14 protein-coding genes are annotated in these 14,088 nt (G+C 58.5%); 10 read left to right on the top strand and 4 right to left on the bottom strand.

What is annotated here, in order from left to right; all coding sequences use genetic code 11:
* The first annotated feature begins 284 nt into the window (after nt 1-284).
* From CDQ91_RS21995 to CDQ91_RS02090, 5 genes are all read left to right on the top strand, one after another.
* Nucleotides 285-842 (top strand): transposase family protein, encoded by a 558-nt coding sequence (locus CDQ91_RS21995; RefSeq protein WP_088471038.1) that lies wholly within the window; start codon nt 285-287, stop codon nt 840-842.
* 392 nt (nt 843-1,234) lie between these two features.
* Nucleotides 1,235-1,465 carry a hypothetical protein gene (locus CDQ91_RS20895; protein WP_144036663.1) on the top strand — a complete coding sequence of 77 codons (231 nt, stop codon included), beginning with the start codon at nt 1,235-1,237 and terminating at the stop codon, nt 1,463-1,465.
* Nucleotides 1,459-2,079 carry a hypothetical protein gene (locus CDQ91_RS02100; RefSeq protein ID WP_144036662.1) on the top strand — a complete coding sequence of 207 codons (621 nt, stop codon included), beginning with the start codon at nt 1,459-1,461 and terminating at the stop codon, nt 2,077-2,079. Before CDQ91_RS20895 ends, CDQ91_RS02100 begins: the two co-directional genes overlap by 7 nt.
* A 138-nt stretch (nt 2,080-2,217) precedes the next feature.
* Complete coding sequence (locus CDQ91_RS02095; RefSeq protein WP_088471035.1) at nt 2,218-2,685, top strand: hypothetical protein; 468 nt, start codon at nt 2,218-2,220, stop codon at nt 2,683-2,685.
* Nucleotides 2,675-3,052, top strand: coding sequence for an antitoxin Xre/MbcA/ParS toxin-binding domain-containing protein (locus CDQ91_RS02090; RefSeq protein ID WP_088471034.1), 378 nt, complete (start codon nt 2,675-2,677; stop codon nt 3,050-3,052). Before CDQ91_RS02095 ends, CDQ91_RS02090 begins: the two co-directional genes overlap by 11 nt.
* A 95-nt stretch (nt 3,053-3,147) precedes the next feature.
* Here the strand turns inward: CDQ91_RS02090 and hslU are convergent, their stop codons facing one another.
* The 4 genes from hslU to wecB all read right to left on the bottom strand — a co-directional run bounded on the left by hslU (nt 3,148) and on the right by wecB (nt 7,195).
* Nucleotides 3,148-4,449 carry an ATP-dependent protease ATPase subunit HslU gene (hslU, locus tag CDQ91_RS02085; protein ID WP_088471033.1) on the bottom strand — a complete coding sequence of 434 codons (1,302 nt, stop codon included), beginning with the start codon at nt 4,447-4,449 and terminating at the stop codon, nt 3,148-3,150.
* Nucleotides 4,450-4,453: 4 nt separating this feature from the next.
* The gene (gene hslV, locus CDQ91_RS02080) at nt 4,454-5,020 is read right to left on the bottom strand and encodes an ATP-dependent protease subunit HslV (RefSeq protein ID WP_088471032.1); all 567 of its coding nucleotides are present in this window, start codon (nt 5,018-5,020) and stop codon (nt 4,454-4,456) included.
* A 58-nt stretch (nt 5,021-5,078) separates the two neighbouring features.
* Nucleotides 5,079-5,873, bottom strand: coding sequence for a class I mannose-6-phosphate isomerase (locus CDQ91_RS02075; RefSeq protein ID WP_088471031.1), 795 nt, complete (start codon nt 5,871-5,873; stop codon nt 5,079-5,081).
* A 206-nt stretch (nt 5,874-6,079) separates the two neighbouring features.
* Entirely contained in the window at nt 6,080-7,195 is a 1,116-nt protein-coding gene (gene wecB / locus CDQ91_RS02070) for a non-hydrolyzing UDP-N-acetylglucosamine 2-epimerase (RefSeq protein ID WP_088471405.1), read from the bottom strand.
* Nucleotides 7,196-7,294: 99 nt separating this feature from the next.
* Here wecB and CDQ91_RS02065 point away from each other — a divergent pair, with 99 nt between their 5' ends.
* From CDQ91_RS02065 to CDQ91_RS02045, 5 genes are all read left to right on the top strand, one after another.
* A complete protein-coding gene (locus CDQ91_RS02065; protein ID WP_336579340.1) occupies nt 7,295-8,203 on the top strand; it encodes a metallophosphoesterase family protein in 909 nt (302 codons plus the stop codon).
* A 153-nt stretch (nt 8,204-8,356) separates the two neighbouring features.
* Complete coding sequence (locus CDQ91_RS02060; protein WP_158213596.1) at nt 8,357-9,838, top strand: O-antigen ligase family protein; 1,482 nt, start codon at nt 8,357-8,359, stop codon at nt 9,836-9,838.
* A gap of 51 nt (nt 9,839-9,889) precedes the next feature.
* Nucleotides 9,890-10,633 carry a polysaccharide biosynthesis/export family protein gene (locus CDQ91_RS02055; RefSeq protein WP_144036660.1) on the top strand — a complete coding sequence of 248 codons (744 nt, stop codon included), beginning with the start codon at nt 9,890-9,892 and terminating at the stop codon, nt 10,631-10,633.
* Nucleotides 10,634-10,641: 8 nt separating this feature from the next.
* Nucleotides 10,642-12,816 carry a GumC family protein gene (locus CDQ91_RS02050; RefSeq protein ID WP_158213595.1) on the top strand — a complete coding sequence of 725 codons (2,175 nt, stop codon included), beginning with the start codon at nt 10,642-10,644 and terminating at the stop codon, nt 12,814-12,816.
* Nucleotides 12,779-14,083: a hypothetical protein gene (locus CDQ91_RS02045; protein ID WP_162290830.1), complete on the top strand. Its 1,305-nt coding sequence runs from the start codon at nt 12,779-12,781 to the stop codon at nt 14,081-14,083. The genes CDQ91_RS02050 and CDQ91_RS02045 overlap by 38 nt, the downstream gene beginning before the upstream one ends.
* The last annotated feature ends 5 nt before the right edge of the window (nt 14,084-14,088 follow it).

Below are 14,088 nucleotides of genomic sequence, written 5' to 3'. Positions count from 1 at the left end.
GATACAGCCTGGTGGTGGCCGGGAACTACTGTGTGTTGATTGCCGCTGAGAAGTGACCCGGGAAGGGCATAAATTTCCACTGAGAAGTGACCCATGTTGAACTCACCCCTGGCTGTCAATCGGCCCTTTAATCGCGGGTGTTTGTCAACCTCCAGCATGCGGAACCGTCAGGGTCATGGTCCTCTTCGAGGTCGGAGTGTGGATCGGCGTGCAAAAAGGGCTCTGACTCACTTTTGGTGCAAGTGCGTTGATAGTGGCGAGTTTCCCCGAAGGAGGGTATCGCCATGCATGGGAGAGGTTTTCGCGAAGCCATTGCGCCAACAGGATTGGTGATCGACACGGTCGAGTATGCCGCCGATCAGATACTGATCACTGGGCGATCCCGATTTCGAGTTTCGATCTGCCCGAACTGCTGCCGGCCATCTGCGCGTGTCCACAGTCGATATCACCGTACACTCGCCGATCTACCATCTCATGGCCGGCCGGTTCGGATTACTCTTGTCGCCCGGCGTTTTCGTTGCGCCACATCCCGCTGCACCACGCGTATCTTCGTTGAACGCTTTCCTCCGGATGTGACTGCAACATTTGCCCGGCGTACGACCCGCTTGGATTCTATCTTACATCACCTTGGGCTGGCGCTGGGTGGGCGTCCGGCTGCCAGCTTGGCGGCGCCGCCTGCTGATGCCGGTGAACTGATGGGGTGGAAGGGAAATGGAAGGCGCAGGTGGCCCTGTTGGAAGAATGAAAGACTTCTGAAGGAGGGCTGCCGCCCTGAGCTCGATGTTCGCGCTCCCAGCTATGAGAAGTTCAAATGCAATTTACGACAATTCCTGACCCGCTAAACCCGACCCATAGTCCGAATGACTTGCCCTACGACTGTCTGACCCCCGCCGATACCGATCGGCCGCAAGGGATGCTCCGCACCACAACGCTTCACGCTGTCTTGAAGGGCAGTACTCCGCTTCCAGCGGCCACGCGGGCAGACACCAAGGTCATGCACCATCTCGCAACGCTCATGCATAGTTCAAGCAGCCGTGGTCAGGGAATATCGGCCACTCTACTGCCCGGCTGTCTGTTTCTCAAAACGCCGGGCCTCATTGTCCATGCGACTGCAAGTCGGCCGCCGCTGTATCTTGCTGAGATGGAGGTCGTTGCTATCGCTACCGGGCATCCTGTTGTGCTCCTGCGGCGATCATTTGACGAAGCATCACCAGATTTAACGGTGGACGTAGCCTTGCCTAGCCCCGCCGACCTTATCTGGCTTCTCGATTACCGCCTGTTCCGCGGCTTGGCGGGCGACAGTTGGCTGGTGGCTCCAGGTGCTGGACCGTCGATCCGGTTGATGCGCCACGGGCTGTTTCTGTCGGATCAGGCGCCTTACGTCGACCACTGGGATTGCGATGCCGGACTCGACCGAGCGAGCGTGCATCTGGCTTCGCACCGTATCGGAGGCTGGTCATGGTGATGAAGAAGCTCCCAGCCCCCGGCGATCTAGATTTCGTACCGATCCCCGGAGGAGCCGATCCAAATCTCGTGTTCGGTGTCGTGCGCCGGCAGATCAAGGGTGGCCCGATCCAGACTGTCCCGGGCTCAGTGCTCAGGCGTCTTTGTCCAGGACGGAAGGTCGACGTCGCCGCGCCATGGGTGCCCAGCTGCTATCGCTGGGACGTGTTGTTGCCGTCGTTCGCGAACGACGAATTCCTCGATCCCAAGCGGCTCTCCGAAAAATATGAGGAGCAAGCGTGCAACAATCTCAAGGATCTGCTTGTGATGATCACGCTTCGCTTCCCCAATCCCGATCGGCTGCATCTTGCTTGGGAGGACGCCCGCGAGTTCGCTCTTGAACGATTGTGCCGCGAGCGCAACGTCGCCGTGATTGCGGCGATGCATCTGCCGGTCGAGGTAGGCTCGACCAATCCCCCGCATATTCATCTGATGTCACCGGCTCGCGAGCTTCAATGCTTCGGCTTTGGTCCCTTCGTGCGCCCTTTTTCGGCTGATGCGGGCAAGGCGATGATCGCGGCTGAATGGGCTGATTGGCAGAGGCGGCGTCGCAACAGCGACCCAGCCGATGGATAAATGAATTCGGCCCGGCAGGTTCTGCGGACGATAGGCCTGAGCGAACCCCCTCAAGGAAGAAGACTCAGCTTTTGGCTGGAACGAAGAGATGAAAGCAGCGGCTGCCCAGCCGGAGCCGCTGCGAAAATTGGATCGACGATGAAAAAATATATGAATGACAATGACCGGGCGCTGGAAGCTCAGACCTTGAGCTTAGCGCGTATGGTCGCTCACCTTGCGGATCTAGAGCTTTATACCACGCTCCCGATTCTTCCGCAGGAGTTTGCGCAATATCTGATCGCGCCTGAATCGCATATTATGATTGTGCCCGCGACCTTGGCCAATGGAAACGATCGCCGGAAGATCGAAAACGCGATGCGCATCACCCGTTGCGATGCGATCGTGGTCCGGATCCTTCCGCAGGCCGGCGGGGCGAGGAAAATCCTTTTCGAAATAGGGCGCGATGGCCTCGTCCCCGTTTGGTTCCCCGAATATACGTCTCGCGGTGTGGAAGGTGATCTCTTTTTCCAGCCTGCCATCGATCCGAACGGGCCGTTGTTCAAGCTCACCAAGAAAGGCCTGATGTCATCGAACGACTTTGCAGGAATTCGCTGGGATGGCTGGTGACCCCACCAGTTCCGCACTACTAAGTGCTGGCCTACGTGCCTTTTTTCTATTGGCTGAGGAATGGCAACTGAGTGAAGCCGAGCAGGCAATCCTGCTCGGTTCGCCAACCATCCCCGAACTGGAACGATGGCGGTGTGGCGAGACATTATCTGCCAGTGGCGAAACGTTGGAACGGATTTCGTATCTGCTCGGAATCTACAAAGCGATCCACACGCTGCTACCAGTTCCCGTGCGGGCGAACGAGTGGCTGCGGGCGGCCAATTCTGCTCCAGAGCTTGGCGGGCATAGTGCACTCGATTGGCTGCTCGGTGGCAACATTGCCGACCTCCGCAGCATACGCGCCTATCTTGATGCTCAGCTTCGATAAATTCTGAACCGGCAGTAAACGCGTGTTTCGAGAACTCGTTCGTCTCGTGAAGCACGAGGTCACTTGGCCAATATTGGCTGAGTGACCACCCAACCTCAAAGTACGTATTTGCTGAGGTCTGTATCGCCCACGACATCGGCGAGCTGCCGATCGACATAAGCGGCGTCGATTTCGAGGGTTGTCCCGCCCATATCCTCCGCGCCGAAGCTGATTTCTTCGACCAGCCGTTCCATCATCGTCTGCAATCGGCGCGCACCGATATTCTCGACCTTCTCATTCACCTCTGCGGCGAGCTTCGCGACGCGCGCGATGGCGTCGTCGGTGAAGGAGATGGTAACGCCTTCGGTCTGGATCAGCGCGACATATTGTTCGGGCAGGCCCGCCTTGGTCTCGCTGAGGATACGTACGAAATCGGCCTCGGTGAGTGCATTCAGCTCGACGCGGATTGGCAGGCGGCCCTGCAATTCGGGGAGCAGGTCGCTGGGCTTGGCAACATGGAAGGCGCCCGAGGCGATGAACAGGATATGGTCGGTTTTCATCGGACCATATTTGGTCGCGACCGTCGTGCCTTCGATCAGCGGCAAGAGGTCGCGCTGAACGCCCTCGCGGCTCACCGATCCGCCGCGCACATCGCTGACCGCGATCTTATCGATTTCATCGAGGAAGACGATGCCATTGGCCTCGGCATCGGCGAGCGCAACGCGCGCAACATCATCCTGGTCGAGGCGCTTGTCCTGCTCTTCCTCGATCAAGCGCGTCGCGGCTTCGATGACCTTCAGTTTGCGGCGCTTTTTGGGGGCGCCGCCCATCGCCTTGCCGAGCATGTCAGACAGGTTGATCATACCCATCTGCCCCGGCTGACCGGGTAGCTCGAATGGCATGCTGGGGGCGTCGGAAACTTCGATCTCGATTTCGCTGTCGTCGAGATGCCCATCGCGTATCCGCTGGCGAAAACTCTGGCGGGTTGCCTCGCTGGCGCCCTTGCCGGTGAGGGCATCGAGCAACCGTTCCATCGCGGCGTCTTCTGCGGCGGCACGCACCGCCTCGCGGCGGCGGTCCTTCTCCAGCCGCACGGCTTCCTCGACCAGATCGCGGGCGATTTGTTCGACGTCGCGGCCGACATAGCCGACCTCGGTGAACTTGGTCGCCTCGACCTTGATGAAGGGGGCGTTGGCGAGCTTGGCCAGACGTCGCGAAATCTCGGTCTTGCCGCAGCCCGTGGGGCCGATCATCAGGATATTCTTCGGCGTCACTTCGTCGCGCAGATCGGTCGACAGCTGCTGGCGGCGCCAACGGTTGCGCAGCGCGACGGCGACCGCGCGCTTGGCAGCGTCCTGGCCGATGATATGCGTGTCCAATGCGGCGACGATCGCCTTCGGGGTCAGATCTTTGTTCATGGAATTATGCCTGAATTTCGATGGTTTCTTGGGTGAACTGGTCGTTGGTGTAGACGCAGATGCGCGCGGCGACCTGCATCGCCTTTTTCACCAAGGCCTCGGCATCTTTTTCATAATCGACGAGCGCAGTCGCGGCGGAGAGCGCGAAATTGCCGCCCGAGCCGATCGCAGCGATCCCGCCCTCGGGTTCGAGCACATCGCCATTGCCGGTGATCACCAGCGTCACGTCCTTATCGGCGACGATCATCATCGCTTCGAGGTTGCGCAGATATTTGTCGGTGCGCCAATCCTTGGCGAGTTCGACCGCGGCGCGCAGTAACTGGCCATTGTGGCGTTCCAGCTTGGCCTCAAGCCGTTCGAACAGGGTGAAGGCGTCGGCGGTCGCGCCGGCGAAGCCGCCGATGACGCTGCCGTCGTGCAGGCGGCGGACCTTGCGAGCGTTGGGTTTCATCACCGTCTGGCCCATCGACACCTGACCGTCGCCGATGATGACGACCTTTTCAGGGGTGCGGGCGGAAAGGATGGTGGTTCCGTGCCAAGGCGCGGCACGTTGCGTGGATGTTTCGCTCATGAACGGCGATATGGGAGATCGTTCGGCGGCCCGCAAGGGCAGGGCGTTGTCGTTTCGATCAGGGTGCCCAGCAGAGCAGCGCGCGACCGCCCGGGGCGATGTCGATCAATGCGGGATCGACCAGCAGCACGGCTTCGCCAAAGCGGAGCCTTTCGCCCGCGACGCTGCAATCGGCTGACAGCGGAAGGAGGGTCAATTCGCCGTCGATGCCGGTCAAAATTTCCGGGTCGACAGGGCTGGTCAGGTGCAGGACGTGAAAATAGGGACCGCTCACAAGCTTGCGGTCGCGGGCGGGGTCTATGTGGCAATCGCGCGGATCGGCAACGGGTTCAGTCGATGCGACCTGCAGCCCCTCTTCGAGGTGCAGTTCGCGCGGCCGGCCATAGTCGTAGAGGCGGTAGGTGCGGTCGACATTCTGCTGGACTTCGACGATCGTCAGGCCGCCGCCGATCGCGTGGATGGTGCCGGCGGGATTATAGACGAAATCATTCGCGGCGGCGGGACGCCAGTCGACCATGTCGATGATCGATCCATCCAGCGCGGCACTGTGCACGGCTTCGCGCGTTGCTTTCTCGGTCAGGCCGACGCCCAATATGGCCCCCGGATCTGCCGCCATGACCAGCCAGCATTCGTCCTTGCCGCGCGCCAATCCGGCCGCGCGCGCGTCGTCGTCGTCGGGGTGGACCTGAATCGACAGCCGTTCGGAGGTGAAGAGAAATTTGATCATGAACGGTGCTGCATTGCCATCGGGATGCGTGAACCAGATTTCGCCGATCCGCTGGCCCGCAAAATCGCCGAATTCGTGCAGGATGTCTGTGCGGCCCCACGGTTTTTCAATGACAATCGTTTCCAAGCGTTGAAATGTCGCCGCGCTTTTCCGGAGGATTTGACGCGGTGGTACGCGCATTGCCAAATCAAGCCGCGCGATTGATGTGGCCGCGCCCGGCGGCGCTCGGCTGGCCGAGGCACAGCCTGCGGGTACCATAGACCATCTTGTCACCACGCTCTAGGAGCGCGGCGATATATCCACGCCCGAGAACGGTGGTTCTTTGTCCCATATCAATGGGCACGCGCGATAATCTCAGCTATCTGCCTGGCTGCTGTGCCGTCACCAAAGGGGTTATGGGCGCGGGCCATGGCAGTATAGGCATCCTCGTCATCCAAAAGGCTGAAAACTTCAGAAACAATACGCTGCTTATCGGTTCCAACAAGCCGCGCCGTGCCAGCTTTGATGCCTTCTGGCCGCTCGGTCGTCTCACGCATCACTAGGACCGGCTTGCCTAGTGCGGGTGCCTCTTCTTGGACGCCGCCGCTGTCGGTCAGGACAAGTGCGGACATAGTGAGCAAGCGGACGAAGTGCGGATAATCGAGTGGGTCGATCAGCGCAACATTGTCGAGGCTCTGCAGGATCGGTTCCATAATACAGCGCACTTGCGGATTGGGATGAACCGGGAAGACTACCGCGACATCGTCGCGAGATGCGATGGCGGCGACGGCTTCGGCTATCGCGGTCATCCCGTCGCCGAAATTCTCGCGCCGGTGCGATGTGACGGCAATGATGCGTTTTGCGGCAAAGCGTGCCGCAAGCTGATCTAGTCCGGCAGCAAGGGCGGGTTCGTCATCGATTCGTGCCTTGGTCGCCAACAGCGCATCGATCACCGTGTTGCCGGTGACGTGGATGCGATCGGCCGGTACATTTTCTGCGCGCAGCGCCGCTGCGGCGGTTTCGGTCGGCGCGAAATGTAGGTCGGCGACAGCGCCGGCGATCTTGCGGTTAACTTCTTCGGGCCAGGGGTGATAAATATTGCCGCTCCGTAGTCCCGCTTCGACATGACCGACCGGGATTTTCCGGAAATAGGCGGACAATGTTGCCGCCATCGTGGTCAGTGTGTCGCCATGGACCAGAACTCGATCGGGCTTTTCGGCGTCGAAGGTTTCGCCGAGGCCTGTCACCAGACGCGCGAGAAGCCCATCAAGTGACTGATTTTTTTGCATAACGTTGAGGTCCACATCGGGTGTGATTCGCGCAATATGGAGCACTTGGTCCAGTATCTCACGGTGCTGGGCGGTCACGCATACACGGACGTGGATGTTTTCTTGGTTTCTCAGCGCGTGGATTACGGGGAACATCTTAATCGCCTCAGGCCGCGTCCCGAAAACCGCCATCACTTTCATCGCAAACATCTCCATGTAACGGGCGCGCCCCGCTTGCGGACGCTCGATAACAAGCCGTTGCGGAACTGCCACTTAAATAAGTTGCGTCTGTGATAAAGCGTGGTGAAGGAACGTCGAGGCCGGACACGCGTTGTTGTCGATCCCGTGCCGCGCTGGTACCGGTCGCCAAAGGACAGCGGATTCGCGCTTTATGTCTCCATATACCTGCATTGCCGAAGGTTTTTCGACACCATGTTCTGGAAGTTTAGAAGCCAGTCCAAAGAACGCAAAATTCCCGTTGCTCATGCCATTCCGGTCGGGCGTAGAGTCTATGCGATCGGCGACATTCATGGCCGCGACGATCTGTTCTCGCAGATAATCGACATGATACGCACCGACAATTTATCTCGGTCGCAGGCGGAAACGACTCTAATCCTTCTGGGCGACCTCGTCGATCGCGGGCCTGCTTCGGCCGAGGTCGTCGAGCGCGCGCGTCTCCTGAAAAACGAATTCCCTGACACTCGACTGCTCATTGGAAATCATGAGGAGTGCTTTCTCGCCGCGCTGACGGGCAGTGTCCGTCGACTGCGCTATTTCATGCGTATTGGTGGCGACGCGACAGTGGAGAGCTATTGGAAGGATAGTGGCTGTCTGGCCAATGCCAGCTTCGAAGACGTCGCGGCGCGCCTGCCTACCCTGGTGCCGCAGTCCCACATCGACTTCCTCAACAGCGGCGAAGATTATATAGAGATTGGCGACTACGCCTTTGTCCACGCCGGCATCCGCCCTGGCGTGCCGTTTGAGCGGCAATCGCTAACCGATTTGCGTTGGATTCGAGACGAGTTTCTCGATGAAACGAGCGATCATGGCAAGATCATCGTTCATGGGCATAGCATCACAGCAGAGCCCGATGAGCAAGCTAATCGGATTGGAATCGATCTTGGTGCGTTTCAGAGTGGATGTCTTGCTGCGTTGGCGCTCGAAAATGACCAGCGCTGGTATTTGTTTGCGCGCGAAGCGCGATCATGAGAGGGCGCCTGTGCCAAGGGCCGGAACGTGTCAAGCGCCCGGCTCAGCTTTCCTTGTCATATTGCTTGTCACTGATGGTGCAAGCGTTTAAGCGCCGGCCAGCATGATTTCGGGCGGCTTGATCTGCCCTTGGCTTTTTGATCTAAGAGTTTGATGAGTAAAACATCTCAGTCGGTTGTCGCTTTTAGGTCGCAAGCCAGGTTTGCGGTTCGTGATCGTATGCCCGTCCTTTTTGTTGCATTCGTCGTTTTGCTCGGGGGTTCGTCTCGCAGCGATGTCGCGTCGCTTCCATTGTTGCGGGGCGGGGCGGTTCTGTTCGCTTGCTGGGCATTGGCCGGGATGTCTCGTGACGACTGGAAGTGTATTCGAACGCCGCTCGTTCTGTTGCTTCTCCTTGCAATCTGGACTGCTGTTCAACTCATCCCGCTGCCGCCTGGCACCTGGCAAGCTCTGCCGGGGCGCGGCACGGTTTTCGCGATCGATCAATTGTTGGGGCAGCCCGATGTGTGGCGCCCGATTTCCTTTGCTCCGTCAAAAACCTGGAACAGTCTCCTTGCGTTGACTGTTCCAATCGCGGCGCTGCTTGTAGCTGCGAGGATGAGCAGCGAAAGCCAGCGCGAGATGATGTTCGCTATCGTCGGCATCTCGACGTTCAGCGCCTTGCTCGGTCTGATCCAGATTCTGTCGGGTGTTGGAAGTGCGGCGTATTTTTATCGCATAACCGATCCCATTTCGATGGTCGGTTTGTTCGCAAACCGCAATCATCATGCCATCTTCCTCGCTATCGCTGTGCTCGTTGCCGCAACGCTGCTGCGCGACGAATTGATGCGCAAGCGGCAGCGCAAAATGGTGCAGGTGGGGCTAATCTTTTCAGCACTTTTTCTGACCGCTCTGACCGCGCTGATCGGTTCGCGCGCGGGATTCGCAGCTGGGGTCGCTGCATTTTGCCTTGGCTATGCGGTCGTGGGCTTGGCCTGGCGGGCCGGCCAAAGTGAGTTGCCAGCAAGCAAGCGGGGGCTCTCGGCGCCTCAAGCGTTCGCGACGCGTTGGGAAAATGCTATTCTCTTTGCTCCCCCGGTTCTGCTTGCGCTTGCTCTGGGCGCTACCCTCTGGCTTGGAAGCCGTGCGAGCGCCGTCGCGCGCTTCATGGGCGAGGGTGTTGCAGACGACCTGCGTGTTCGTGCCTGGCCAACCGTGCAATCGATGATTGACCTATATTGGCTGACGGGTAGCGGGTTCGGCTCTTTCGCTGAAATCTATAAGGTATATGAACCAGACCACTTGCTGCAGCCCAGCTATTTCAATCATGCGCATAATGACTGGACAGAGGCGGTGCTTACGGGCGGTTTGCCTTTTGTGCTGATCCTCTTTGGTGCATTCGTCTGGTTGGGTCGTGCCATCTTAGCAAGGGGACTTCGGAACCCGATCAAGGGGCATCGCGGTGACATGCGCCTGATGGTCATTGCGGTGACGATGCTGCTGGCGGCAGCGAGCGCGACGGACTATCCGCTGCGCGTGCCGTCGATGCAGGTGGTTGCGATCATGTTGCTGATGACAATTATTCCTGCTTCGCCCGTAAATAGGATCGGCCGGAAAACGAGCCGACGCAGCGATGATAGCGGCTTGCGAGCATAGTTGCAGCCTCTATAGCCGTCTCCATCTTCGGAACTCTGGATCAATCAAACCATGAAGCACTTTCGTCTAGCGCTCGCATTCAATGTTGTCTTGCTCGCTGGTTGCGCGAGTTCGCCGCCGCCGGTGGCCAGTGCGGTGGGCACGCCCATCACGTCGCTGACTGAGCTGCCACTCCCCGGTGCGGACGATGGAGTACGTGCAAGCCGTGTGGCATATATTGGCCCTTTCACCGAACTGCGCGTCGAGGTCTTCGGTGTTCCGGAAATGCAGCGCGATGTCATGACAGACGGGCAGGGCGGGTTTACCTTTCCGTTGGTCGGTGCACTCGATGCGGGCGGCAAGACCACCAACATGGTTTCAGAAGAAATTCGGAGTAGATTGGCTGGTCGCTATGTCCGTGATCCGCAGGTCACGGTGAACTTCAAATCGCCGACCAGTGCATATTCGATTCAATCGATGACCGTGGCGGTAGATGGGGAAGTGAAAAAGGCCGGTGCATATCCGGTCGTGGGTCGCGTCACCCTGATGCGTGCTGTTGCCCTTGCTGGTGGCACGAACGAATTTGCGAAGCTCGAAGACGTTGTTATCTTCCGTACCGTTGGCGGCAAGGAATATGTCGGCCTCTATAATCTGGAGGCGATCCGACGGGGCAATTATCCCGATCCTGAAGTTTTCCCGAACGATATTGTGATTGTTGGCGATTCCCCACAGCGGCGTCGATTCAACCAGCTGCTGCAGTCGGTTCCGGCGTTGCTGTCACCGATTATCCTCCTTGCGAGCGAGATGAGAAAATGAGTCCCATTGTGAACGGACGCGAAGCGATGTCCAGTAAGGATATGATCGCTCTGGAGAATGAGGAGGCTCGCTACGATTCCTCTCGGTTCGGACTTTCGATCCTCGAACAGATAATGTCGGTGATTCTTAATCATCGCTATTTGGCGCTGAGCATAATTGCGGGTTCGCTGGTTCTCGGCCTACTCTTGACCTTTATTGCCACACCGCAATACACTTCGACGGCACGTATCGAAATCTTGCCCGACGCTCCGGTTTCCACGTCGGTTGCAGGGGAGCGCGAACGAAGCCTGATCAACGAGGTGGCTTTCTATAACACGCAATATTCCCTGCTCGAATCCCGCTCGCTTGCCGAACGCGTCGTCCGCGCGGGCAATCTGACGGCGAATGAAGAATTTCTACGTCTGTTCAAGTTGGAGAATCCGGAAGGGGCATTGTCGAGCGCGCAACGAGAGAGCTTGACAACCAATGCTGCGATGGTTCTGCTCGATCGATTGACTGTGTCGCCGATGCGGGCGTCGAGCCTCATCGACGTTAGCTTTTCGACGCCATCGCCGGCGCTTTCGGCGAAACTCACCGACCTGTGGGTGACTCAGTTCGTTCAATCGAACATAGATCGCCGCTTCGCGGCGACGTCTGATGCGCGCAAATATCTTGAGGCGCGCCTTGATACGCTGCGACAGAATCTGGAAACATCCGAGCGCGGACTTATCAACTATGCGACGAGCCGAGGGATTGTCACCATTTCCTCGAAGGCCGATGCCAATGGGAATACACAATCGGAAACGCTGGTCGGAACCGACATCACGGAAATCAGTCGCGCATTGGGGCGCGCGCGTGAGCAACGTATCGCCACCGAAGCCGAATTGTCGAACACGCTGACGGGGGCCGGACAGGCGAACGCACAGACGATTGTCGGTTTGCGCCAGCGTCGCGCCGATCTTGAAGCCGAACTTGCTCGCCAGCGTGTTACTTTCGGGGATGATTATCCGACAGTGGTTTCGCTTCGTGCGCAGGTGGCCAATCTGGACCGCAGTCTATCGGCGGAAACCGGGCGCTCGAAGCAGGGCAACCAAGAGGCCTATAACGCCGCACTCAAGCGCGAGCGACAGTTGCAGACGGAGCTCGACCAGCTGACGGACAAATATAATGTTCAACAGCGCGATTCGATTCAGATGGCGATCCTTCAGCGTGAAGTGGATTCTAACCGGCAGCTTTATGATGGCTTGCTCCAGCGCTATAAAGAAATCGGTGCTGCGGGCGTTGGAACGAACAATATTTCAATCGTCGACAGGGCGAAGGTGGCGGGCTCGCCGTCGAGCCCCAATCTTCAGCTGAACCTTGTCTTGGCACTATTGCCCGGTCTAATTCTTGCGGTCGGTCTTGCGTTCTTCCTCGAACGGATGGACAGCTCTGTTCGCGATCCGCAGGAAGTGGGCGCGCGCTTCGGCTTGCCCCTGCTGGGTGCGATTCCGGAAAGCGTCGACAAGGATGTGGCCGACGCGATCGTCGACAAGAAATCGCCGATTTACGAAGCCTATTTCTCGGTCATGACTAACCTGACGTTCCTGACAGAACATGGAGCGCCACGGTCGATCATGTTGACGTCTTCCCGTCCAAAGGAAGGGAAGAGCAACTCATCGCTCAGCGTTGCCACAGTTTTGGCCGCGACCGGAAAATCGGTGGTCCTCGTCGATTCCGACATCCGAAACCCGTCCTTGAATCGCTATTTGGATATCCCGATGCAGCGCGGTTTGAGCCATTATCTGGCTGGTGACGACCACGTTGATGAAATGATCATGCCGCTAAAGAAATTCGGCTTCTCGATCATCACGGCCGGGAAGAAGCCGCCGAATCCTGCCGAACTTCTTGGCAACGACCGCCTCGCGCAGCTCATTGAAATCTTGCTGCGTCGTTACGATCATGTGCTGATCGACGCGCCACCTCTGCTTGGTCTCGCGGACGCTCCGCTCATTGCTCAACGTGTCGAAGGCGTGTTGTTCGTGATCGAAGCGAATGTGACGAAGGGGCGTGCTGTCTCTACGGCACTGACACGTTTGCGAATGTCGGGTGCTCGTCTGTTCGGTGCTATCGTGACCAAGGTTGGCGCCAAGAATCAAGTTTACGGCTACGGCTATGGCTATGGCTATGGCTATGGCAACGAAGCGACGAAGGACGGCAATTGAGCTCCTTAGCGTCAATCGCATATTTGGAAAAACCGTGAAAATCTACAACATAGCGCTATGGATAGTCGCAGTTATTCTGGCGATCGGCGTTGCCTTGTCCAGCTATGTTGTGGCGTATGAGGTTCGATCGCCGGAAAGGGCCTGCGCGATCCAGGTCCCTCCTTCCAGTGGAGCTTGCGCCAATCTTGCAGCCGCAACCTATGCCGCGCGCCGCCAGAAAAATGCCAAAGCGTTTGTTCTGAAGCTTGAGCGCGCGATGGCGCTGCAGGGCTATCGGGCGGAGCCGCTCTCGGCGAACGCGCTATCGACCCTGATTGCACCATTTCGAGAAAAGATGAGCGGTAAGGACCGGCAAGCCCTGCTCGAGCTTGCCGGCAAGGTGACGCGCCGCAATTCCCTTATCAATGCCGAATTGATCGAGTCGGCTGGCTACCGGGATGATAAGCAGGCGTTCTTCCAATGGCTGTCGCGGTCGATGCTTACTAACAATGAAGCCCGAAAATCCTATGTCGGGGTCATTGCTCAGGCGACGTCGATGCCCGGCGCGGTCGAGGCATTGACGCCGGTGATCGGCGCAGCCCCCAAATGGGCACCCGACTATTGGCGTGCTGTGGTCCTGCATCCTCAGAGCCTTGGAAATGCCGCAAAATTGCGCCTGGCTTTGGTTAAGCGACCCTGGCGCCAGACGACGATCGACGCGATGGATGAACGGCTTGTCCTCGGCCTCGTCCAATATGGGCAACTCGACGAAGCGTTCGCTCTGGCTGACAGCCTAGCGCCACTGACCTGGCGCGCTCGGGGGCAGACGAACCGGCTGATCAATGGGCGTTTCGCGGACCAGCCTCACTTTCCGCCGCTCGATTGGGAATTGGCCGCGATGGGCAACCTTGGCGCCACGATTGAGCCAGCAAGGAAGCGCCTCTTGATCTCTGCGATCGGTGGAGCGCAAGGCATGGCCGCCAGGCAGTTGGTCCGGCTTTCGCCGGGTGACTATACGCTGAACTGGGTTCTATCCAGTAATGCCGACAATTCATTGCGTTTCAGGATATTTTGTGCCGAGGCCGACGGGGCATCGTTACCCCCGGTGATCGTGCCGGCCGCAGCAGGGAAAAAGCAGGCGCCTGTGCGGATAGCGGGAGACGGGTGCAATTGGCGCTGGGTCTCGCTTGATATTTTTCTCCCTGATGACGCGGCGGGTATCGATGTCTATCTGAGTGACCTTTCTCTGGCGCCGACGGGATCTGCGACGGCGCAAGCTACGCGCTAATTCTG

This window comes from Sphingopyxis witflariensis, from assembly GCF_002205635.1.
GTDB classification, from domain to species: domain Bacteria; phylum Pseudomonadota; class Alphaproteobacteria; order Sphingomonadales; family Sphingomonadaceae; genus Sphingopyxis; species Sphingopyxis witflariensis.
This window is presented reverse-complemented; position numbering and strand designations above follow the sequence as displayed.

Bases quoted from the DNA above. Each gene is read 5' to 3' on its own strand.
- CDQ91_RS02060 (WP_158213596.1), top strand. From the start codon at position 8,357: ATGAGTAAAACATCTCAGTCGGTTGTCGCTTTTAGGTCGCAAGCCAGG.
- CDQ91_RS02095 (WP_088471035.1), top strand. From the start codon at position 2,218: ATGAAAAAATATATGAATGACAATGACCGGGCGCTGGAAGCTCAGACC.
- wecB (WP_088471405.1), bottom strand. From the start codon at position 7,195: ATGAAAGTGATGGCGGTTTTCGGGACGCGGCCTGAGGCGATTAAGATG.
- CDQ91_RS02055 (WP_144036660.1), top strand. From the start codon at position 9,890: ATGAAGCACTTTCGTCTAGCGCTCGCATTCAATGTTGTCTTGCTCGCT.
- hslV (WP_088471032.1), bottom strand. From the start codon at position 5,020: ATGAGCGAAACATCCACGCAACGTGCCGCGCCTTGGCACGGAACCACC.
- CDQ91_RS02090 (WP_088471034.1), top strand. From the start codon at position 2,675: ATGGCTGGTGACCCCACCAGTTCCGCACTACTAAGTGCTGGCCTACGT.
- hslU (WP_088471033.1), bottom strand. From the start codon at position 4,449: ATGAACAAAGATCTGACCCCGAAGGCGATCGTCGCCGCATTGGACACG.
- CDQ91_RS21995 (WP_088471038.1), top strand. From the start codon at position 285: ATGCATGGGAGAGGTTTTCGCGAAGCCATTGCGCCAACAGGATTGGTG.
- CDQ91_RS02045 (WP_162290830.1), top strand. From the start codon at position 12,779: ATGGCTATGGCAACGAAGCGACGAAGGACGGCAATTGAGCTCCTTAGC.
- CDQ91_RS02100 (WP_144036662.1), top strand. From the start codon at position 1,459: ATGGTGATGAAGAAGCTCCCAGCCCCCGGCGATCTAGATTTCGTACCG.